Genomic DNA, 21,329 nt, shown 5'->3' with positions numbered 1-21,329 from the left:
CCCCGCCCCGCCCCCCCCCCCGGCCCCCGCCCCCCCCCCCCCGCGCGCGGGGCGCGGGGGGCGCGCCCGACCCGGGGGGCGCACTTGGCCCCGGGGGCGGGCCGAAGCGAGGGTGTTCAACAGCACCGACGGCGCCCGAGCGATCAACTGTCAGTTCCTGGGCTTCAGGGACAACCAGCCCTGTTCTGCGGGGCAGATGGACGAGCACTGCGGCGCCGTTGCCGACCGTTTCGATAACGGGTTGCCAGAGGTGGTCGCGTACACGCGCCCTGGCTGACGGAGTCGGCTGTTTCTGATCAGCTGGCCCTGCGCTGAACCGATGGCTGGGTGCGGCTCGCGAGCAACAGCCCGACGACACCTTTGTGAGGTGGTCGGCGGGGACCCGGAACCAAGGTGGCGAGTTTCGCGAAACCCCTCCAGGGCAGCGCCTCCTACCTCATCGTCGGTACCCTCCGCCAAACCCGAGGATCGGCAGGGTCCGTCAAGGCCGCGGCGGACTCCAGGTGACAGGAAGGCTGCGGACCCCCTGGATCGTATAGCCGGTCTTCAAGGGAATCCGGTCGGCGGGCACCGCCAGCCGTAGGCCGGGGAGCCGCGCGAAAAGCGATCGGAATGCGATCTCCATTTCTGCGCGGGCCAAGTTCTGCCCCAGGCACTGATGAATACCGTGGCCGAAAGCGAGGTGATTTTGGGTAGGCCTGTTCCAGGCGAGCCGATCAGGGTCGGAGTAATTTCCTTCGTCGCGGTTGATGAGCGAGTTCGCGAAGATCACGCCCTCCTCGGGGTGGATGGTCTGCCCCGCGATGTCGATCGACTCGGTGGCCACCCTCAGCATCCCGTCCGCGACGGAGAGGAAACGCAGCAACTCGTCGACGGCTGTGGTGAACAGGCCGACGTCAGAGAGCAACTCTTCTAAAAGATCGGAATGCTGGAGCAGTGCGAAGGTGCCGAGAGAGATCATGTCGGCAGTGGTCTCATGGCCGGCGACAAGCAGGACGATCGCCATACCGACGACTTCGCCCCGATCGAGAGCGCCTTCGACCTGCCGCCGGACGAAGGCGTCGAGCAGCCCGCCGCCCAGCTCGGCGTCCTTACGGTCGACCAACCTGTCGAAGTAGTGCTCCAACTGCACCCGTGCGTCCGCGCCATCATCGGGCAGGGGGCCTCGCAGAAGCCTCCGGGACTGTTCCTCCAACCAGTCCTGGTCCTCATGGGGGACTCCGAGAAGCTCGCAGATCATCGTGGAAGCCACTGGCAGGGCGAATTCGCTCACCAGTTCAGCTCCGGGACCTTTCTCCGTCATACGGTCGAGGTACCGATCCACGGTCCGCTGGATCTTCGGTCGCAGAGCGGTGATGCGCTTGTGTGTGAAGGCAGGTATGACCGCTCGTCGCTGAATGTTATGCCGGTCACCATCGGTGCCTATCAGCGGCGCGCCGCGTCTGCTGTTTCCGGCGAGCTCGGCGCTGGGAAAGGGAAACCCTGCCCTTCCGCGGTCCACTGAGAGCCGCGAATCCGTCAGCAAGGCCCGAGCCGTGGTGTTTTCTGTGACGATCCATGCGGAACGCCCGTCGTGGAGCGTGACTCGGCCGAGAGGTCGCTGATTTCGCAGTGGCGCGTAACCCGGTGGCGGACTGAATGGGCACACACGGTCCTGGGGAAACAGTGCCTCGTCGGCCGCTTCGTCTTCCGAGAGAATAACCGGAACGCCATCATTGCCCGGGCTGGCACCTGTCATGAACACCTTCTCACGATTTCGTTCGATTGGAGGAGAGGCCGGCCGCCGCCCTGTGCCCGACGGCGACCGCTTCCGAGCCTGCCGGGCCTCCAAGACGCACCATCACTTTGGCTCCGGTGCACGAGATCAGGTCGGCGTCGATATCTCGTCCAGCCGAGCCAGTGCCTCGGCGGGCAAGGTGAGGCCGTCGACTCCAAGGATGTCGGTCAAGTGTCCCGAGGTGCGAGGGCCTATGACAACGGACGTGACGTGCTCCCTTTGCAGAAGCCAGGCAATGGCGACCGCCGCCGGCGACGCCCCGAGGCCGATCGCGACCTCTGAAACCTCCTGCGCTATGTCGAACTTGCGGTCCGCCAGCAGAGTAGTGGCCCAGTACCGCCCCAGCCGCTCGGATCGCGCCGTTACCCGCCCGAGGCGGCTGTCTTTCGGGGCTCCGGCCGCACCAGCACCGCGCTGGTACCTGCCCGCCAGAACGCCGGCGCCCAGTGGACTCCAGGTGAGTGCGCCCATGCCGTGGCGGGCACCCACGGGCAAGGTCTCCGCCTCTGCCTGCCGAGACACGAGCGAGTACTGGAGTTGCTGGCTGACGAAGGGGGCGCCGCCCACGCGCTCGGCAGCCCACTGCGCCTCGACGAGTTGGGAGGCGCTGTAGTTGGAGCAGCCGATGTAGCGGACCTTGCCGGCGCGGACGAACATGTCGAGAGTCGCCATGGTCTCCTCCGGAGGTGTGTCCGGGTCCGGCAGGTGGCACTGGTAGAGGTCGATGTGATCAGTGCCCAACCGGCGCAGGCTCTCCTCCAGGGCTCGCGTGAGGTGAGCACGTGACAGTCCACGGTCATTCGGGGCCAGCCCCTGCGGTTGGCCGGCCTTGGTGGCCAGCACCACCGAATCGCGGCGTGCCTTGAGCACCCTGCCGAGAATTTCCTCGGCCTGGCCGTCGTTGTACTTGTCCGCTGTATCGATCACGTTGTGGCCCGCGTCGAGGAAGGCCCCCACGATCCGGTCCGCCTCGTCCGGCGAGCAGACCGTCACCCCGTCCAAAGCGCCGAAGTTCATAGTGCCCAGGGTGAGTGGCGAGACCTTCAACCCCGACCTGCCCAGCATGCTGTAACGCACCTGTCCCCCTCCCGCGTGAGTATGTGCCGTCCGTTCACCACGCTCACCGAGTCGTGGCGCCGCGCCCAGCGCGCTTCGACGGTCAGTTCAGGCGCCTGGGGCACCGAAGTGCACCGACAGGCCGCAGCGCACCCACGTGTCGGAGAGATTGCGGCACACCTGGTGGTGATGGCCAGGGCTTATGCGCAACAGCGCCACATGCCCCTGAAGGGGGTAGGCGACGTGCGCGGCGCCGGACTGTGACTCCACCACCAGTTCCCCGCCGTCGCCCTGGGTCCAGCCGTCCGCCAGGAAGAAGATCATGGCGAAGTGACGGTCGTCGAAGGTGTCCGAATGACGGCGCAGGTAGTGGCCCTTGGTGTAGCGGGCCATGTCGACGCCCTTCACCGTGAGTGACGCGCCGTACGCCTCGCTCAGGGCTGCCGCCACCTCGGCGCTTTCCGCCGCGGAGATCAACGCTCGCACCGGGTACGCGTCCGACGGTAGCTTGCGCAGGCATTCGTTGTAAGAGAACTGCTGGTCCGGCGGTGCTGTGTCGAACTCCTCGTCGCCGCACATGCGGACCGATTCGTCAGGCAGGATCAGCCACTTCTCCAGTGCCCACGCCTGCTGCTCTTCCATACCGCGATGGAAGTAGGCGGCCAGTTCCGGCGCCAGGAGCGGAACGGTGCGGAGCACGCTTCCGCCATCGCTCCGCAAGTCCGCGACCGCTGCGCGTATGGACTCACCTGTCAGCAGGTCGATGAGCTCGCGTCGACGCGCCACCGCCTCCGCCTTCACGGAGTCAGTGGTATTGGTGTTCTGCACAGAAGTAGTCGGCATTTCCCGTCCTTGCCTCTCGTCGGGGTGGTGGGGGCGTGCTCGCGGTCTCCGACCTATCGGGCTCTGCGAACGCGCGTCTCGTCCCAGATGGGTTCGTCGGACTCATAGAGGCGGCCGTCCGATCCGAACACCGCGAAACGATCGAACTGTCGTGCGAACCAGCGGTCATGAGTGATCGCGACCACCGTGCCGTCGAACGCTCTGAGGCCAGCTTCCAAAGCCTCCGCGGACGCCAGGTCCAGGTTGTCGGTCGGCTCGTCCAACAGGAGCAATGTGCAGCCCGAGAGCTCCAGCAGCAGGATCTGGAAGCGGGCTTGTTGTCCTCCAGAAAGCGACTCGAAGCGTTGGTCAGCCGCGACGTCGAGTTCGTATCGGCGCAGGGCTCCGACAGCGGACCCTCGATCCATGCCCTGGCGGCCGTCGTCGCCCCGATGCAGAAGTTCCACCAGGGTGCGGCCACGGAGTTCGCGCTGCTCATGTGTCTGCGCGAACCAGCCCGGCACGACACGGGCGCCGAGCCGGACGGTCCCGGAGTGGTCCACCTGTTGGCCGGCGAGCAGACGTAGGAAGTGTGACTTGCCTGATCCGTTGGCGCCGAGGATACCGATCCGCTCACCGAAGTCCACCGCGAGGTCGAACGGCTTCATCAAGCCGGTCAACTCCAGCCCTTCACAGACCAGGGCCCGCACACCGGTCCGGCCGCCACGCAGCCGCATGACGACCTTCTGGTCGACGGCCAGCTCCGGGGGGCGCGGCCCCTTCTCGAATCGCGCGAGCCTGGTCTCCGTCGCGGCGAGTTTCGCCGCCATCGCGGGGCTGATCTTCGCCTGTTCACGCAGGGTGAAGACGAGCTGGCGGAGCCGTTCGTGCTCCTCGTCCCAACGCCGGTGAAGCTCTCCGATGCGTTCCTGCCGAGCCTGGCGGGCTTCCGGGTACGTCAACCAAGTGGTCCTGCTGTTCACACCACCGTGTACCCAGGCGCCGTGTGCCTCAAGGGTGACCAGGCGGGTAGCCGTGTTGGCGATCAGCTCCCGGTCGTGGCTGACGAGTAGCACAGTCTTGGCCGTACTCGCGAGTTCGGACTCCAGCCATCGTTTTCCGGGCACGTCGAGGTAGTTGTCGGGCTCGTCCAGCAGCAGCACACCGTGCGGTCCACGGAGCAGTGCTTCCAGCGCCAGTCTTTTCTGCTCGCCGCCGGAGAGTTCGGCTACTTTCCGGTACTGGCAGCGCTCGAAAGGGATACCCAGCGCACGCACGGTGCATGTGTCCCACAGTGTCTCGGTCTCGTAGCCACCGACATCCCCCCAGTCGGCCAGTGCTTGGGCATAGGCCATCTGGGCCGGTTCGTCGTCGCTCTCGACCATCGCCAGTTCGGCCCGGGCAAGAGCGTGGCCTGCGGTACGGACCTCGACGGCGGACAGGTCGAGCAGCAGATCGCGGATCTCCGTCCCATCACGGACGGACCCGATGAACTGCCGCATGACACCGAGACCGCCTTTGCTCGTCACGGCTCCCTGCGCGGGTTTGAGATCACCCGCGATCATGCGCAGCAAAGTCGTTTTGCCGGTGCCGTTCGCACCGATGAGAGCGGTCTTGCTGCCCTCGCCAACGCGGAAGGAAACCTCATGAAAGAGGACTCGGCCGTCGGACAGGACGCAGGCCGCGTCATGCACGTCGATGAAGCCCATGTCAGTGTTCCTCGCTGACGATGCCGGTCTGGAGAAGGTTCACCTGGTCTGTTTCCTCCGGGGGGGCCACGTGGCGCAGCCGGTGCACTCCGGTGACGACGAGCCACAGAGAACTGGTGCCGACGCCGACCGAGGCGAGAAGCATGGTGCCGCCGAGTCCGAGGCCCAGGGCTACCAGCCCGGAGGCAAGCAACGCACCGATGGGCTCCACACCGAAACTGACGAACCTGATGACCGAGGTGGCGCGGCCCAGATAGGCGTGCGGTACTACGGTCTGCTTGACCGATTCGCTGAGGATGAGGTTGACCACGACCGATCCTGACCACACGGCGCTGGACAGTGCGACGAGGACCGCACCGGGCACCAGATCCACGCGGCCGGCCAGCGGCACCAGGATCGCGGCCCCACCGGGCAGCGCGTAGGCCAGGGCGAGCACCGGACCATAGCCGTAGCGGGCGGTGAGGCGGTTGCTGATGGCGGCGCCGGCCAGCCCGGCCACGCCGCCCGCCACATTGAGCAGACCGATGAGCAGCGGACTGAAGTGGAGCGAGCGCACCAGGTACAGGATGTAGAGGGCGAAGAACATCGCGGTGAAGAAGTTGAAGTGCGCTGCGGCCAGAACCAACGGGCGCTGAACTCCGTCGCGGAGCACCATCCGCAGCCCGTGCCTCACCGCCTGCCAATGCGTTTCGTCGTCGTGCTCGTCAGGGGCGGCTTTCCCACGGCTACGCGGTGATCCGACGAGGGCGACAGTGCTGGCAAGGTAGCTGAGCGCGTCCACCGCCACGGCCAGAGGGGCACCGAGAACTTGCACGAGCACACCGGCGAGACCCGGACCGGCGGTATCCGCGACGGAGACGCTGCTCTGCATCCAAGAGTTGGCCGGCAGCAGCCGGTCTTTGCCGACAAGTGCGGGAACGTAAGACGCCATCGCGCTGTCGAAGAGCAGGGAAAGGGCGCCGACACCGAAGGCCACGACGAGCAGCAACGGCAGGTTCAGCGCCCCGAGATACCAGGCGACGGGCACCGCTGCCAGCAGGAGACAACGGGCGAGGTTCGCGCCGATCATCGCCCCCCGCTGCTCCCGCCTGTCGGCCCACACACCGATCGAGGGCCCGAGCAGCAGCACGGCCAGCGAACCGGCGGCATTGAGCAGGCCCATGTCGAAGGCGTTCGCATGGAGGGAGAGGACTGCCACCAAGGGCATGGCGAAATAAGTGACCTGGGCACCCACCAGCGAGATCGACTCACCAGCCCAGATCCGGTGGAAGCCCGTGCCCGCGAGGGAGGACCGAGGCATAGAAAGGTTCCTTTACATCCAAGCGCGTTACGTGTGTGGTGCCGCCGTGGTCGTTCGGTGCGTCTATCGGTCAGTCGTTCATCTCGACCAGGAGATCGAAGAGTTCACCCTGTACCGCCCGTACGACAGGGTAGTCGCCACGTGCCAGCCGACAGGCGTCTTCGACTCGGCGATCGGCCCAGTCGTTTCCGCCGCAGGGCCATCGCACTTCGATCCGGTTGACGCCGTCCCGCAGTACCTCCGGGCCCACCAGCAGGTCCGCGGAGGTCCAGTGCGGCCCCCCCGGCAGCTCGCCCAGGTGGTGCCCGTTCAGGAAGACGGCCGCACAATCGCCGGCGCGGATCGCCGCGGGCACACGATAGGTCAGCCGGACAACCGCCCTCCTGGCCGCAGCGCGGAATCCGAGGTTCGTGACCGGGCCGAACCCCTGCAGGAAGGCTCGCTCAGGACGGTGGTCCACGGACTGGAAAGCGCCTTCGATGAGACCTTGCTCCGCGGTGCGCAGCACGTCGACGGTGCGGTCCTCGGCCGCGGCTGCACCGGGCCGGCCGATCGCTTCACACAGTGCCTGTTGGAGTCTCCACATACCTAGTGTCTCGGCCGACCTGGACAGCATCGGAGCGAGATAGCGGGCGGCGTGTGGGCGGGCGGTCAGTGCCGACACGGTGACGGAGGCCCACACCGGGCCGGTGCTCTCCAGGAGTCGCAGCAGGGACGTGGCGAACGTGCGCCCTTCGGGCACCGCGACCGCGCTGTTGACCAGCGCCGCGAGTCGCGTTGACCGCTGGCCGTAGTAGCTGTTGTGGATCGCGGCGAGTACGTCGCCTATGGCCCGGTCGGCGGCGGAGATGTGGTTCTGCGGCGAGGTGTGACCCGGGGTGTGTCCGATGATGATGTCGGCAACCGCGGCTGCGGTCATCTCGATGCCGGTTGAGCTGAGGTGGCAGTAGTCGAGAAAATGGGCCGGGTCGGGGAGCCCGTCCTCGGCGCGGAGCAGTTCAGCGAGGTCCACGGCGCGGAAACCGTGCCGGACGGCTCCCTCGGTGAGTGCCGTGCGGATGTCCGTCGTGATCCGTGGAGTATGCGTGGCCAGGAGCCCACAGACTGCGTCCCTGGAGTCGACCAGGGCGGTGCGGACAGCACCGAGGTCGCCGGTGCGCTCCGCCGCTCGGGCTCGCAGGTGTCCGGTGACCGGGCTCGTGCCGCCGTCGAGGCGCGTCATCTCCGCCGTGATGGCGAGAACCCCGTCGTCGTCCGCGGCGGCGAGCGCGGCCTCCGCTCGGGAACGCAGGTCCGACCAAGTGAGCAAGTCCTTGGCGGGGAGCGGGGGCAGCTCGAGCTCCGAGTCGTGTATCCAGTCCCGGAGATTGAATTCGGGGATCACGACAATGACGTCACTACCGCACTCACGGGTGACCCGAGAGAGGCGATCAAGGAACTGTTCGACTCCGGGCGCGACGATCCGGTCCATATAGGCCCGGCGCATGGAGGTGTAGTCGCCGCCGCGGAGGGCTCCGGCCATCAGATCCAGGTGTGCTGGGGTGTGACGGGAACGGACCCAGTTGTTTCCGGCATAGACGACCACGATGTCCGGCTCGGCCTGCGGGAGCTGTTGGAGGGTCTGTCCCAGGTCACGCAGGTCGGCACCCGTGTGCGCGAGGTCGACCACCTGGTACCCGCCGGTGGCCGCGTCGAGCTGCCGCTGGAGCGCCGAAGCGGGGGTGAGTAGCGGGTCCAGCAGGAATCCTCGGGCGCTGGACTCACCGAGAAGTACCACTCGGGAGGAGTCACGAGCGGCCGGGACGTGTGCGACGTCCGCCCAGCTTCGCAGTTCCTCCGGGGGCAGATCACGTCGTCGCAGTTCCGGGCCGTCCGCCGTGGGCGCCACATGCCAGGCACCCAGCACACCGCCGGCCGACACCGGGGCGCGAGAGGCTCCGGCTTCGGGGGCGGCCGGGTCCGTGCGCACGGCGCCACGGGTCTCCAGGCTCAGCTTCTGCAGTTCGGCCAGGATTTCGGCGCCCCGTGCGTCCGCGAGGAGGCGAGCCAGTGTGTCGGCGCGGCGCCTCAAAGAGTCCTTGGGCATGTCGGCTCCTCGCCAGTCTCAGAGGAAGGTGTAGACATCGCGGCTGATCGCGGGTTTACGGAAGGGCTGCTGCCGGTCGACCTCGGCGAAGAAGCGCTCCGGGAGGTCGTGGGAACGAACGGCAATGTCGTCCAGAACGAGTACGTCCAACCTCGATCGAACGAAGCAGGTGAGTGCGTCGGCCGGGCTGGACACGATCGGCTCGCCTCGCATGTTGAACGAGGTGTTGAGGAGGATTGGGTAGCCGGTGCGTCGGGCGAAGGCGGTGAGCAGGCCGTGGAAGCGTGGATCATCAGCGCGGTCGACCGTCTGCACCCGGGCACTGCCGTCGACGTGGGTGATGGCAGGGAGGGAGGCGGGGTCTCGGACCGTCGCGGTGTCGAGCATGAACGGTGAGGGGAGAGGCAAGTCGAAGAATTCGCCGCACCGCTCGGAAGCAACGGACGGGGCGAACGGGCGGAACGCCTCCCGCTTCTTCACCAGAGCGTTGATGTGGTCGCGCATGTCCGCGCGCCGTGGATCCGCGAGGATCGACCGTCCGCCCAGGGCGCGGGGGCCGAATTCCATGCGTCCCTGGTACCAGCCGAGGACGAGGCCTTCGTCGAGCCACTCGGCGGCCTGCTCAAGCAGGCCGTCCTCATCATCCGCGAAGTCGCGATATGGCACGTCCGCAGCGTCCAGCCAGCCTCGGGGATCAGTGGTCTGCGCATGGGGACCGACCCGCACATGCCTCACACGCCGTGCTACGTAAGCGCCCGTGAGACGGTGCCCCAGCAGGGCGGCAGCTCCGATCGCGCCGCCGGCGTCGCCCGCGGCGGGCTGCACGAACATCTCTCGGAACGGTCCGACCTCGCGGATACGTCGGTTGGCCACACAGTTCAGAGCGACACCGCCCGCGTAGCACAGATGGTCACTGCCGGTGACTTCCCGAAGGTGGACCAGCTTGGCAATGAGCAGTTCCTCGAGGAGTACCTGGATTCCGGCGGCCAGGTCGTAATGGTGGCTGGTGATCTCGGACTCGGGCTCCCGCGGTTCGATGCCGAGCAGTTCGCCGAGCATCGGGGTGTACATGGGAGAGGCGCCGCTGAGGTCAAAGTACTTGAGATCGAGGCGGAACTGCCCGCCCGGCAGGTCGGTCACCAGTCGGCGCAGCAGATCGAGGTGTCGCGGAACACCGTATGGCGCCAGTCCCATCACCTTGTACTCGTCGCTGTTGACCGCGAAGCCGAGAAAGGACGTCACTGCGCTGTAGAGGATGCCGAGCGAGTGGGGGAAGGACACCTCCTCGAACAATTCGATCCCGTGGGGTCCGCCACGGCCGTAGCTGGTCGTGGTCCACTCGCCCACCGCGTCGGCGGTGAACAGAGCAGCCTCGGAGAACCCGGACTGGTAGAAGGCGCTGGCGGCATGTGCCTCGTGGTGAGCGACGCACGTGACCTCCCCCGGGTAGCCCAGAAGTTCTCGGATCTGTCGCCGTGGCCGTTCAGCGTCAAATCGGTACAGCGTTTCGGGAGTCGCGGCGGGCAGCGCGGGGAGCCCCATCCACAGCTGGCGTCCCAACTTGCGCGCCGGGTCTTCGTAATATGCGATGTGGTCTATGTCCTGGATGCGGACTCCGGCGTCGCGCAGGCACGCACGCACCGCGCGTACGGGCATGGCTGAATCGAAGCGACGACGGGTGTACCGCTCCTCCTGCGCCGCGGCGACCAGTTCACCGTCGACCATCAGTGCGCACGCCGAGTCGTGGTAGAGCGCTGACAGGCCCAGAACAATCACGAGACTCCTTCTGCGTGTAGTGGGCAGCCTCCCGGAGGCGTGCTCGGAGGCGCCTTGGCCGGGCCGACATCGGTTCCGTGCCGCGTGGACTCCGGCTCGTGGCGCATCCCGACGACGTCGAGAACCTGTCGGCGGCCCAGACTCGCGCACCGGCCGACGGCAAGCCAGAGCATGGCATCGCGTGCGGTCAGGTCGGCGATGAGCGCGTTGGTCGGACCGAACGAGTAGGGCGTGGGGCCGGCCGCCTCTTCCAGACGGCGTTCGTCGGCGGTCAGTCGGCAGCGCCGGTCCTCCTCGACACAGAACCAACAGTGCCCGCGGCGAGGGTCGAGCAACGGCCCCCAGTAGCCGCTTTCCAGGCCGACGCCGGCCCCCACAACCGGTACCCACTGCTTGCGGGCCCAGGTCCAGACGGTGTCCATCAGGTCGGCGGGAGTGTCCGCGGCGACAATCAGCAGGTCCGGCGGGTCGGTGAGCACGTCGAGGTCGTCGGTTCGCTCCACCCGGCGATGTATCGGACGGAGGTCGAGGCCATCAGCGAGGTTACCCAATGATTCGGCGGCCGCCTCCACTTTGGGGCGTCCAACGTCCGAGCGGCGAAACAGGTACTGGCGGTTGAGATTGTGTGACGCGACGGTGTCGTGATCAATCAGCGACAGCTGCCGCACCCCGCCGGCGACGAGGTGCTGCGCGACGAGAGCGCCTACTCCCCCGACACCGATGACCGCGACCCTGGCAGCCGCCAACTTCCGCTGGGCGACGCCAGGTTCCGTGGTGACCGTGGACCACCAGCCCACCTGCCGGTCCCAGGCTGCCTCGGACGACGTGTGCGCCGGCTCACGGGTGAGCCAGCCGAGTTCGTCCAGCGTGGTGAGCAGGCGCCGTACCGCGGGGCCGGCGCCGTCCCCGCGCACAGTGCGCTCTTCGACGCCCGCACGGAGTTGTTCGAGGGCGTCGTCCAGGGCCTGGTCACCGTTGCGGATACGCAGCATGTGGGGGCCACGGGCGACGAGTGTGCGCTCGTCCCGAGCGGTCGGCAGGGCGACGGTGACGGTGTCGAGCAACCGGACGAAGTGGTCAGCCACGGGTGCCTCGCCGGGTGTTGGAGGCCGCTGTGAGCATCGCGGCACGGTCCAGGTTGACCAGCAGTCGGGACCCCACGTCCTCGGTGAGAGCCTCCGTGAGCGTACGAGGGGTGAAGGGGGAGCCGTCGAGGTAGGGACGGAGCAGGCGGGCAGCACGGCCCGGAACGACAGCCCGCCCGCGTGTTCGCATGTTGGTGCACACCAGACCGGCTTCCGCCTCGAAGAGATCGAGGTCCTCCACCGGCACCCTCAGTGCCTCGTCGGGCGCGTAGGCACGTCCTGGGTCCGGGGTGAAAGTGCTGTTGTTCAGCGCGTGGACGTGGTCGGCGAACGCCCGGTAGCGAGCGTGTACCTCCGCGCGCTGCGTCGGCGTCATGGCTGGGTCGGTGCTGACCAAGTGGTTGAGGGCGTACTGAGCCTGCCCGGTGGTACTCGAAGGGGCGCTGACGTCCAGACCGAAGGTCTCAGGTGCGCGGCCGACTTGGGAGGAGCGGGTGGGCTCGAAGGGGAACACCGAGACGGAGCGCATGCCGTCGGCGAACTCCTCCAGATCCACGAGTGCGGACAGTGCCTCTTCGTAGGTGGTGGTCGGCAGGTCCGGGATGAGGTTGATGACGAGAGGAAGGCCCACATCACGGGCATCTCGCAGAAAACGCAGGTTCTCCTCACGATCAGCCGACTTGTGCACCAGTTTCAGAACGCGGGTGACCGTGGTCTCCAGTCCCACGACGAGAAACTCGCAGCCGGACTCCACCATCAGCGCCAGTAGCTCCTGATCGAAGCGCCGGTCCACCATGGCGAAGGAAGTCCATCTCAGGTCGAGCCTCTTCTCCACCAGGGCGGCGCAGACTCGGCGAGCGAAAGCGGGCGGAATGGACTCCGTGATGAAGCTGAAGCGCGAAACACCATGAGACCGGGAGAGATGCCCCAACTCCTCCACGAACCGGTCGGGCCGCCGCCCTCGGAAAGGAGGGCTGCCGTCATAGAGTTCGATGAAGTCGCAGTAGTCGCACTTGCCCCAGTAGCAACCGCGTGCCTGGGTGATACCGATGACCGGGTCGTCGAGCTTCGCCAGCGCCTCCGGCGGGTACAACGGGGCGGGAAGGGAGTTGATGGCCGGTCCGGCCCCAGGTTCGTTGTGCCGCACCCCGTCGGAGGTCCGACAGGAAACTCCTTTGACGGACGCGGGGTTCCAATTCCCCCGGCGCGCCTGCAGGACGAGTTCCTCGAGCGGGAACTCCCCGTCGAAGCGGACAACCGCGTCCACCGCCGGCCACGCCACGAGGAGCCGCTCAAGCTCGCCCAGGTGCATCAAGCTCAGTGCCGGGCCGCCGAGGACGACGGGGGTCTCGGGGTGGAGGTGTTTGAGGCGTTCGGCCAGCAACAGGGCCGGCAGGAGCTGGGGACCCATGGGCACCGAGACACCGAAGAGCACCGCGCCGCGAGGGACCCGCTCGGCCAGCCCCACTTGGTCGTAGAAGTCTTGATACGGCAGAGCTGCTCGGAGTGCCAGGTCGCCGCGCTCCAACACGTCTTCGCCAGGGTCGATGAGGTACTGCTGCGCCATCAGCTGGAGAACGTGACCGTAGGGAGAGCCGACCCCGAAGCGATGACGGCCATCGGGTCCGAACATGCGGTCGCGCGACTTGGCCAGCCAGCGGCCTGCGGCTGCTGCGGACGACTCAGGGGCCGGGCCTCGATCTGCCCCTCCATATGCCTGGGAGTTCAGTAGCCACACTGCGAAGTCCTCGTTCAAGTCGTCCTGGAGAGTGCTGACTCCCTGCTGCTCCAGGTAAGCGGCGAGAACCGCGGTCGCCGGGAAGAAGCTACCGAAGTTCGTCTCGACCAGCGGTGGGAAGACCAACCACACCTCTGCGTCTGTGGGAGCCATCCATGTTCCCCTTCACTTCGGCCCGCGTGCGGCGAGCTCCACTGATGATGCGGTGATGCTGCGAATCGATAGCGGCACGGGCTGGGGGGATCTCAGCCCGCCTCCAGGCGCAACAGGCCGGCCTGCGAGACTTCGAGACCGCTGAGGCATCCGCCGCGCAGGTACCAGGCGCGCACCCGGACGAGGGGAATCTTGGGCAACAACGTGCACCAGCGGTTCGATGCACAAGCCCACAGACGGTCCGCTTCCGCGGGGTCGTGGCAACTCTCGGCGGCGTCCAGCGCGGTGTCCAGAACCGGGTCGCGTAGTCCGGAGCGCCGGGCCGCGCGGCCGGTGGAATGCCAGTCGGAGAGCGATCCGGCAGGGTGCGAGAACGCCGGGGTGGTCAGCGAGTACAGCAAACAGAAGTCTCGGGTCGTCGACGCCCTCACGTATGCGTCGAAGGACAACTCGCGCGTCCTCACTTCGATCCCCAATGCCGCGCGGAGCTGCGCGGCGACCTCTTCCGCGATTTCGGCGTTGGGGTCGAAGGCGGAGTAGGCGATGTCGAGCGGTCCGTCGACCCCCAGCGCGGCACAACGTTGAACACTGTCGTCGGCGAACCCGTCGGGGGCGCCCGCGCCCAGAGCGTCAATGATCGGCCATCGCCAGGACTCCGCGAGGCCGGCCGTCACGGTTCCAAGACGATTGCGGTCCAGTACGGCCGAGACTGAGCGCCGGGCTTCAGCTGAGGCAAGCCATGCCCGGGGGGCCTGTCGACCGAGGTCGAGACTGCCGAAGATCTCCACCGGCTTGTGCACCGCCCCAGGGTGCCCCTCGAGCTCCGCCACCTCGGCGACACCGAAGCCCGTGGGCGAGGTCGCGTCCAAGTCCCCCTCGTGGAAACGGCGTACGGCGTCAGCGGCCAGCGGGACGTGCTCGAACCTCATCGCGTCGAACGCGCCGTGTGACGACGATCCGGTGCGGCGCTCCAACGCCACCACCTCGGCATCCCAGTGGGTCACCGCGCAGTCGCCGAGCACGGGCGCCCGGTGGCCGTAGGAGCTGCGTCGCATGGGGGCGAAGGCGGGAAGGGAAAGCAGTGCGGAGGCGAACGCAACCGGCCGGACGAAGCTGAACTCGACCGTGTCGGCGCCGACTACGCGTACCGGTCGCGCCTTGCCCGAGTCGGCATCCGGTCCGGACAGGAAGTGAGTCGCGGCGCTAGAGCCCCTGGCCAGGGCGTGCACGACCGCATCGGCTACCTCCTGCGCCAGCAAGGGGCGCCCGTCTGACCAGCTGCGGTCCGTGTCGAGGGCGATACGCCAGCGGCTTCCGCCGTCGAGCATTTCCGCCTCCACCGCGCACCCAGGATTGGGGGCATCATCCTCAGTGAAAAGACGGCAGAGTACGGATTCCGCTATCAGGCGAGCGCTGTAGTCCACGGGAAGGCGAAGGTCGCGCTGTAATGGCATGGCGTCAAGGGAAATTCGGGCCGTGACGATGGCGTACTCCAATTTTTCCTACTGCCTACCGGGGCCCCGGCACCTTCGTACCGGAACCAGGGCCACGGCACGAGGCGGTCAGCAGCGGTTGACTGCCACAAGCTCCTCGTTGAGGTTGACCAGATCGAAGTCGAGCTCCTCGGAGGGGACCTGCGTCTCCTCGGACTCCTGCACAGGGAGGTTCTCTGCCATAACGAACTCCGTTTCTCGCGCCGAATGGTCATGAGCTGAACGGAACGAACAGGACACGCAAACACGTTTGTCGGACAACACGGTGCCGCGTTTTTGGCCGTCCCGTGGTCTCGCTGCTCACCAAGATGCTCACACGGCAACAAGGGGGTGTCAACGAATAGCGCATACCAGCCGACTACTTATTCCGATGTGTCCAAATTCGTAACGATTCATGAAAACGGATGATCAATTGGACCATCCGGCGCTTGCAAAACGGGCGGTTCCAGTCCACTGATCAGCGAAAACACGCCGATGCCGAGTCGGCCGAGCGACTCACGTTCGGCGTTTGCGGCCCTCCTCCTCCCCAGCAGGTGCCGGGGGGATGGATCCGGCATCGCATCGCCAAGGAGGCGCTCTTGACGGGTCTTCAACCTCCAGCGAGCATCATCCGCGTCACTTCACTCACAAAGACGGAAAAGGTGAGCCGGCGTATGGGACATGACGCATCCGTGGTGATCGAGCCAACCTCGAGCGACTCCCGTGAGGAAACCAGGCCCGCACCGAGCGATTTCGCTTTCCGACGGGAGCCGTTGGACAACATCTTGGCACTCGTACACAACTATCGAGCCTGACGATTCCACCGGCAGACACAGGCGAGGGTGGGCAGGCATGCGACCCAATGTTTGACGCCTGCCCACCTAGGGCCGGATCACAGAAGATGACATGCCGGCACACACTGGAGAACAGGCATATGGCGACGAACAATGACGTGGCAGAGAGCCCCGAAGTACTCCTGGTCTTCCCTCCACTCGTCGAGTCCAGCTTCGGTAGCTTCTATCCGTCCACTGCCGTTCTGGCTGCGTGGCTGAGTAAGCACGGAATCGCTGCTGCCCAGCGCGATCTGAATACCGAATTCGCCGAGTACCTCATCACTGAGGCCTGTCTGGCCCGCCTGGGGGCAGGCGAGGTTCCCGGAGTGCGCTACGAATCCCTCGTCGCGAGCTGCGCACGATGGGCGCGCCGCGAACGCACTCGGCTGACGGACACCGATGGCGTTCGCCTCTTCGGGCGCGCGACGCAGGTCGGCTACGTAGTCGAAGAGTTGGCGCACCCATTCGTCATCGACCCCGATGACGAAGCACTGGCGAGCATCACATCCCTGCGACGGGCGGCCCATCCGCTCGACACGCACGCCGCCTTTCTGGAGTGGGCCGAGTGTGACAACGCCATCCCTGCCTCCGTTCGTCTGGTCGGGGTGTCCGTGCCGATGGGGCCGCAGCTGGTGCCGGCACTCCTACTCGCCCAGACGCTCAAGGCTGCGCGGCCGGACGTGAGGGTTGTCCTGGGCGGACCCGCTCTCAGTCTGATGGACATTCCAGCACTTGACGAACTCCTCGCCAACCACCGTGCTGTCGACGCGGTGGTTCGATTCGACGGCGAATACCCGTTGCTGGCACTGGCCAAGCAGGTTAGGACCGGTGAGTGGGACCCTGCCCGCACCCCAGGCACTTCGGCACTCCGTGACGGCGTGGCCCAGCACAGACCACCCACCGCCGGCCCGGCTCTCAATACGCTACCGGCCCCGGAGTATCCGCCCGCTGCCATTGCCAGGCTCGCTGTGCCGAAGCTCAGCGTCACTCAAGCCCGTGGCTGCTACTGGGGTAAGTGCGATTACTGCGACTTCGTCGAGCTTTACGACGGCAGCCCGCCCTATCGTGGACGTCGGGCCGATGCGGTTCTCGCGGATTTCGAGCAACTGATGTCACGTTACGGAACCCGAGAGTTCACTCTCATCACCGAGTCGATTCCGCCCGCCTTCGCGCGACGCCTCAGTCAACTCATCATCGATCGAGACCTCGGCATCACCTGGGATTCGTTCGCCATGGTCGACCGGCGCTTCGATCGGGAGCTGTTGGAACTCATGGTGAAGGCCGGTTGCCGATACCTGGTGATCGGAATGGAGACGATGACCACCCGAGTGCTCGAGCTGGTACACAAGTCGTCCGATCGCGAGGAGAATCAGCGTTTCCTGCGTGAGGCGCGCGAAGCGGGCATGAAATTGAGCGTCAACCTCATTCCCGATCTTCCCAGTACGACGTATCAAGAAGCACTGAGATCCCTCTCTGACATAGCCGATATGGTCGACTGCCTGGACTCGGTATCCATCTTCCCATTCGAACCAACCAGGTCCTCCAACATCGGTCGGAGCCCGGCTCGTTTTGGCCTGATCCCGGTGCTTGACACCTCTGCGGACAGTCAGGCTCAATACACACTCAACCACATGTCCAGTGTCGATCCCGCGATGACCAGTGAAGAGCGCGTCGATGTCCACGCTCGCTTCCGCGCGTTCGCACGCTCCGTCAACCTTCCCGCGAAAATCCGTGCGGGTGGGACGAAGCGGAGGCCGGTCGGCGATCACATCGGCTTCGGCACCACCATCCGGCTCGCTGTTGAGGATCTCGATCTGATCGAAGTGGGCGGAGAGATCGTCTGCACCCACATCATTGGCCAGGAGCGCATTGTCATCCCGGAAGCCGCGGCCAACGTGCTGCGCCCCTACCTCGGCGGCCAACAATTTTCGGTCGGCGGCCTCGTACAACAGATCGGTTCTTCTGCGGCCGAGGCCCTCCTCAGTAATCTGGTTGAAGCTCAGATCGTCACTGAATGTAGCGGAACCCCCTCGGATGCGGATCCAACGAGGAAGTTGTCGCTCAGTGACGTTTTCTCAGCGGAATGAGGCTCTCCCCGCCGACGTGGGGTATTCCGGCTGTAGCCGTCCGGACAGCCCGTTGCGTCCTCCTCGCCGACGGGTCCGCCGGGGACGACGCCACGGCATGGCTGCTCGTTCACGCCGGAGGCCTCAAGTGTCCGGTGACGGCCGACGACGGCATGCGCCAATCAGCCACGCACGCGTCTGCGACCAACGCACACCGTGACGGCCCACCAGCGGCCCTCGCGGGAAGCGGGCAACTCGCCTGGGCCGTCAGGGTGATCACGGCCCCCTCACCGCACACCTGCCGCACAGACAACCGTTGGACCAGACATGCGTCCCGTGATCGATCCCGTCACACCTCTGGCCCTGGGTTGCGTACGCGCGCCGGCGCCGGGCCGGATGCCCGCTGGTGATCCGCACTGGCAAGCGGCCCACGAGGGCGGATCAACCACCGGCGCGCGGCCCGGAGACGCATCCCACAAGGACGCGAGCGGTGCTTCCGTCACCGCACCCGGACTCCCGCCGCACCCCGAGGACCCGCCCACCGCCGACTCCACCCGCGCGTACCGCGCGATCGTGGCCGCGTGGGCGGCCGGACGCCGAGCGGAGGCGTACGCGATCGTCGCGGCCCGGGAAGCTGACGCCGCCCACCGTGACGCTCCGCTGGAGGCCGCGCGCTGGACCGGCGTCCGTGCCCACCTCGCCGTGATGGAAGGGGAGATGGACCAGGCGTGCGCGCTCTGGCTCACCCACGCCGGTGCGCTGCTGCTGTCGGGGCTTCCCGCCTACCACCCGGACGTGCGGCAGGCCGTCGACAACGCACACGCCAGCTGGCACGCGGCAGGCCCCGACACATCGTCGGCCACCCAAAACGGCCAAGCACTGGCCACACTGCGCCGCCTCGTCCCCGGGCCGCCCGGCGCGACCGAGGACATCCCCCGCCGACTCGCCCGCACCCGTCACTCATCGTCCGGCCTTGCGCAGGACAGCCCCGACGCGGGGGTGTTACGAGGTGGGCCCAGGTGATCTCATCCTCGTGGCTGTTCAACCCGCCTCCGATGGGGATGCCCCGAACCTGACGCGGCGTCACGGGTATACACGCATGTTCTCCCCGTCGATGAAGGGGAAGTTCCGCTGACCGTGAGGATCGAGAACGCCGGGCGAAGGCCGACGGCGACCCGGCCGACTGGCTGCCCCGCTGGAATCCGTTCGCTGCCAGTACGTCAGTGACTGACTGTCGGTGAAGCTCACCTGGAACCTCGGCATCGACCTCGCCGAAAAACGCCCTCACCCGCGTCGCGGACAGCTGCCCCGACCAGCCCATCGACTACACCCCCGTCGACTGCACCCCACCGGCCCTCGCCCCAAAAAAGCGGGGCCGGCCCCTCTGCACCGGCACATCGAGGACCCGGGCGGAACAGCTGGACGCCCGGGAGACCCGTACCCCGAAGGGACGGCACGGGCCCCGACGCCATGGGCAGGAGCCGTGGAAGCGCCACGGGATGGCCACCACGGTTTTGCAATCACGTTCCATCGAAAACCACAGCTCAAGAAGGTCTACGTCCGCCGACGTCGTACCAGAGCACCCCACCCGCCACGCCGATGAGAGGCGAACTCCGCAGGAGTTTTAACAGGTCAAAGGACTATCGACAGTGGGGCGGGTGGGACTCGAACCCACGGCCGACGGATTATGAGTCCGCTGCTCTAACCGGCTGAGCTACCGCCCCCATACGGCGCGTCGCGTACATGTGTACGCGCCGTCTGCCGCAGCATAGCCGGTCATACGATCTCCTGCCTCGGCTGGTCGGCATGCTCCGACCTTGAGGACTGCCCTGCGTGGCCCGCGGTTCCGGAGCAAAGGAAAAAGGACCCCGTAGGGTCCTTCTGAGTACTGCTCCCCCGGCTGGACTCGAACCAGCAACCCTCCGGTTAACAGCCGAATGCTCTGCCAATTGAGCTACAGGGGATCGCGCTCCCCCGACTGGACTCGAACCAGTAACCTGCCGGTTAACAGCCGGCTGCTCTGCCAATTGAGCTACAGGGGATTGCTGCGTCTGCCGCGGGCATCGCCGGTCCGGGTCACCCAGGCGGCGCGTGCTCGCTGCGACACATACATTAGCGCAAGCAGGGGGGTGCTCCGCCAATCGGTATCGTGCCGGGTCACGTCCGGTGATCCCGGGCCGGACGGGGTAGGCGCACAGCACACGACGGCAGCAGTGGCCCCAACGGTCCGACGCTAGGAAAGGGTGGCAGCCAATGAGGTACCGCCTCACGTTCATCGCGGGTCTGGCTCTCGGATACGTTCTGGGAACCCGCGCAGGCCGCGAGCGCTACGAGCAGCTGAAGAAGGCCGCGCAGCAGGTCTCGCAGAACCCGGCGGTGCGCAACGCCACCGAGTCGGCCGCGCAGACCGGCCGGGAGTTCGCGGGCAAGGCCTACCAGTCGGTCAGCGGCCGGGTCGAGGACAAGGTGCCCGCGTCCGTCGCGCACCGGGTGCGTTCGCTGCGGGAGCGCAGCGGCCGGGCCGGTGAGGACGACTGGGGCACCACCAACACCTGAGCGGCTCGGCGGCGGGTGGTCGATCGGCGAGGGGCGGGCTCCGACGGGCGTCGGGCCCCCCCCTTCGCTGTCCGTAGAATCCTGTGCCATGGGAATAGTCGCCGGTCTCGACAGCTCGTCCGCGGCCACACGCATCGTCGTCTGCGATACCGACACCGGTGCCGTCCTGCGCCAGGGGTATGCCCCGCACCCGGTGGACCCCAAGGCGGCGGACATCGATCCGCAGGCCTGGCTGCTCTCCCTCGGTGAGGCCGCGACCGGCGGGCTGCTCGAAGGCGTGCAGGCCATCGGCGTCTCGGCACAGCAGCACGCGCTCATCGCGCTCGACCGTCAGGGTTCTCCCGTACGGCCCGCGCTGCTCGGCAACGACAAGCGGGCGCAGGCCGCGGCGGCCGATCTGGTGGACGCGCTCGGCGGGCGCCGGGCGTGGGCGGAGGCCGTGGGCGCCGTTCCCGGGTCCGGGCAGATCCTGGCCAAGCTGCGCTGGCTGGCGAGGCACGAACCGGACGCCGCCGAGCGCGTGGCGTCGGTGATGCAGGCGCACGACTGGATCGTCTGGCAGCTGCTGGGCAGGCCCGCGCGCCGTACGACCGACCGCGGCGACGCGTCCGGCACCGGCTACTGGGCCGCGAGCACCGGTACGTACCGGCAGGACCTCATCGAGCTGGCGCTCGGCCACCGGATCGGGGTGCCCGAGGTGCTGGCTCCGGCGGAGCCGGCCGGCCCCCCCCCCCCGGGGGGGGGGGTCTCGGGGGGGGCCGGGGGGGCGGGGGCGGGGGGGGGGGGGGGGGGCGCGCCCCCCCCGCCCCCCCCCCACCCCCCCCCGCCCCCCCCCCCCCCCCCCCACGCCCTGGAGCACGCGGCCGACGAACAGCACAGGGACGTTCCCCGCCAGGGCCG

15 protein-coding genes and 3 tRNA genes are annotated in these 21,329 nt (G+C 67.2%); 5 read left to right on the top strand and 13 right to left on the bottom strand.

All coding sequences use genetic code 11. From position 1 onward, the window contains the following. The first annotated feature begins 112 nt into the window (after nucleotides 1–112). Complete coding sequence (locus LCE31_RS01520) at nucleotides 113–277, top strand: hypothetical protein (RefSeq protein WP_225012084.1); 165 nt, start codon at nucleotides 113–115, stop codon at nucleotides 275–277. A gap of 204 nt (nucleotides 278–481) precedes the next feature. On the opposite strand, the gene LCE31_RS01515 is transcribed toward LCE31_RS01520, so the two are convergent. The 10 genes from LCE31_RS01515 to LCE31_RS01470 all read right to left on the bottom strand — a co-directional run bounded on the left by LCE31_RS01515 (nucleotide 482) and on the right by LCE31_RS01470 (nucleotide 14,998). Then, on the bottom strand, nucleotides 482–1,738 hold the full coding sequence (locus LCE31_RS01515) for a cytochrome P450 (protein ID WP_225012083.1): 1,257 nt from the start codon (nucleotides 1,736–1,738) through the stop codon (nucleotides 482–484). A gap of 126 nt (nucleotides 1,739–1,864) precedes the next feature. Beyond that, the gene (locus tag LCE31_RS01510) at nucleotides 1,865–2,842 is read right to left on the bottom strand and encodes an aldo/keto reductase (RefSeq protein ID WP_225012119.1); all 978 of its coding nucleotides are present in this window, start codon (nucleotides 2,840–2,842) and stop codon (nucleotides 1,865–1,867) included. A gap of 99 nt (nucleotides 2,843–2,941) precedes the next feature. Beyond that, a complete protein-coding gene (locus tag LCE31_RS01505; protein ID WP_225012082.1) occupies nucleotides 2,942–3,676 on the bottom strand; it encodes a 2OG-Fe(II) oxygenase in 735 nt (244 codons plus the stop codon). 53 nt (nucleotides 3,677–3,729) lie between these two features. Next, nucleotides 3,730–5,364, bottom strand: a complete 1,635-nt coding sequence (locus LCE31_RS01500; protein WP_225012081.1) for an ABC-F family ATP-binding cassette domain-containing protein — start codon at nucleotides 5,362–5,364, stop codon at nucleotides 3,730–3,732. A 1-nt stretch (nucleotide 5,365) separates the two neighbouring features. Continuing rightward, nucleotides 5,366–6,664 (bottom strand): MFS transporter, encoded by a 1,299-nt coding sequence (locus LCE31_RS01495; protein ID WP_225012080.1) that lies wholly within the window; start codon nucleotides 6,662–6,664, stop codon nucleotides 5,366–5,368. 70 nt (nucleotides 6,665–6,734) lie between these two features. Beyond that, nucleotides 6,735–8,750 (bottom strand): hypothetical protein, encoded by a 2,016-nt coding sequence (locus LCE31_RS01490; protein WP_225012079.1) that lies wholly within the window; start codon nucleotides 8,748–8,750, stop codon nucleotides 6,735–6,737. An 18-nt stretch (nucleotides 8,751–8,768) separates the two neighbouring features. Next, entirely contained in the window at nucleotides 8,769–10,526 is a 1,758-nt protein-coding gene (locus LCE31_RS01485; RefSeq protein WP_225012078.1) for a carbamoyltransferase family protein, read from the bottom strand. Next, the gene (locus LCE31_RS01480; protein ID WP_225012077.1) at nucleotides 10,523–11,611 is read right to left on the bottom strand and encodes a ThiF family adenylyltransferase; all 1,089 of its coding nucleotides are present in this window, start codon (nucleotides 11,609–11,611) and stop codon (nucleotides 10,523–10,525) included. The genes LCE31_RS01485 and LCE31_RS01480 overlap by 4 nt, the downstream gene beginning before the upstream one ends. Further along, nucleotides 11,604–13,502 (bottom strand): B12-binding domain-containing radical SAM protein, encoded by a 1,899-nt coding sequence (locus LCE31_RS01475; protein ID WP_225012076.1) that lies wholly within the window; start codon nucleotides 13,500–13,502, stop codon nucleotides 11,604–11,606. Before LCE31_RS01475 ends, LCE31_RS01480 begins: the two co-directional genes overlap by 8 nt. Nucleotides 13,503–13,594: 92 nt before the next feature. Further along, the gene (locus LCE31_RS01470; RefSeq protein WP_225012075.1) at nucleotides 13,595–14,998 is read right to left on the bottom strand and encodes an ABC transporter substrate-binding protein; all 1,404 of its coding nucleotides are present in this window, start codon (nucleotides 14,996–14,998) and stop codon (nucleotides 13,595–13,597) included. A gap of 910 nt (nucleotides 14,999–15,908) precedes the next feature. Between LCE31_RS01470 and LCE31_RS01465 the strand changes: the two genes are divergently transcribed. Next, nucleotides 15,909–17,894: a B12-binding domain-containing radical SAM protein gene (locus LCE31_RS01465; protein ID WP_225012074.1), complete on the top strand. Its 1,986-nt coding sequence runs from the start codon at nucleotides 15,909–15,911 to the stop codon at nucleotides 17,892–17,894. Nucleotides 17,895–18,200: 306 nt separating this feature from the next. Beyond that, nucleotides 18,201–18,896 carry a hypothetical protein gene (locus LCE31_RS01460; protein ID WP_225012073.1) on the top strand — a complete coding sequence of 232 codons (696 nt, stop codon included), beginning with the start codon at nucleotides 18,201–18,203 and terminating at the stop codon, nucleotides 18,894–18,896. 627 nt (nucleotides 18,897–19,523) lie between these two features. Here the strand turns inward: LCE31_RS01460 and LCE31_RS01455 are convergent. The 3 genes from LCE31_RS01455 to LCE31_RS01445 all read right to left on the bottom strand — a co-directional run bounded on the left by LCE31_RS01455 (nucleotide 19,524) and on the right by LCE31_RS01445 (nucleotide 19,915). Next, nucleotides 19,524–19,597, bottom strand: a tRNA-Ile gene (locus tag LCE31_RS01455). Nucleotides 19,598–19,764: 167 nt separating this feature from the next. Next, nucleotides 19,765–19,837: transfer RNA gene (locus LCE31_RS01450), tRNA-Asn, on the bottom strand. Nucleotides 19,838–19,842: 5 nt separating this feature from the next. Next, nucleotides 19,843–19,915, bottom strand: a tRNA-Asn gene (locus LCE31_RS01445). Nucleotides 19,916–20,126: 211 nt separating this feature from the next. Between LCE31_RS01445 and LCE31_RS01440 the strand changes: the two genes are divergently transcribed. Both LCE31_RS01440 and LCE31_RS01435 read left to right on the top strand, forming a co-directional pair. Next, entirely contained in the window at nucleotides 20,127–20,429 is a 303-nt protein-coding gene (locus LCE31_RS01440; protein WP_225012072.1) for a YtxH domain-containing protein, read from the top strand. An 88-nt stretch (nucleotides 20,430–20,517) separates the two neighbouring features. Next, the coding region (locus LCE31_RS01435; protein ID WP_263631281.1) for an FGGY family carbohydrate kinase at nucleotides 20,518–21,329 on the top strand (812 nt) is incomplete at its 3' end.

The sequence above is a fragment of the Streptomyces sp. 8L genome (assembly GCF_020176795.1).
Lineage (GTDB): Bacteria > Actinomycetota > Actinomycetes > Streptomycetales > Streptomycetaceae > Streptomyces.
Note: the sequence above shows the minus strand (reverse complement) of the source record. Positions and strands in the feature narration are given on the sequence as shown.

Excerpts from the sequence above, each read along its gene's own strand:
- LCE31_RS01515 (WP_225012083.1), bottom strand. The coding sequence starts at position 1,738 with ATGACAGGTGCCAGCCCGGGCAATGATGGCGTTCCGGTTATTCTCTCG.
- LCE31_RS01510 (WP_225012119.1), bottom strand. The coding sequence starts at position 2,842 with ATGCTGGGCAGGTCGGGGTTGAAGGTCTCGCCACTCACCCTGGGCACT.
- LCE31_RS01505 (WP_225012082.1), bottom strand. The coding sequence starts at position 3,676 with ATGCCGACTACTTCTGTGCAGAACACCAATACCACTGACTCCGTGAAG.
- LCE31_RS01500 (WP_225012081.1), bottom strand. The coding sequence starts at position 5,364 with ATGGGCTTCATCGACGTGCATGACGCGGCCTGCGTCCTGTCCGACGGC.
- LCE31_RS01495 (WP_225012080.1), bottom strand. The coding sequence starts at position 6,664 with ATGCCTCGGTCCTCCCTCGCGGGCACGGGCTTCCACCGGATCTGGGCT.
- LCE31_RS01490 (WP_225012079.1), bottom strand. The coding sequence starts at position 8,750 with ATGCCCAAGGACTCTTTGAGGCGCCGCGCCGACACACTGGCTCGCCTC.
- LCE31_RS01475 (WP_225012076.1), bottom strand. The coding sequence starts at position 13,502 with ATGGCTCCCACAGACGCAGAGGTGTGGTTGGTCTTCCCACCGCTGGTC.
- LCE31_RS01465 (WP_225012074.1), top strand. The coding sequence starts at position 15,909 with ATGGCGACGAACAATGACGTGGCAGAGAGCCCCGAAGTACTCCTGGTC.
- LCE31_RS01460 (WP_225012073.1), top strand. The coding sequence starts at position 18,201 with ATGCGTCCCGTGATCGATCCCGTCACACCTCTGGCCCTGGGTTGCGTA.
- LCE31_RS01440 (WP_225012072.1), top strand. The coding sequence starts at position 20,127 with ATGAGGTACCGCCTCACGTTCATCGCGGGTCTGGCTCTCGGATACGTT.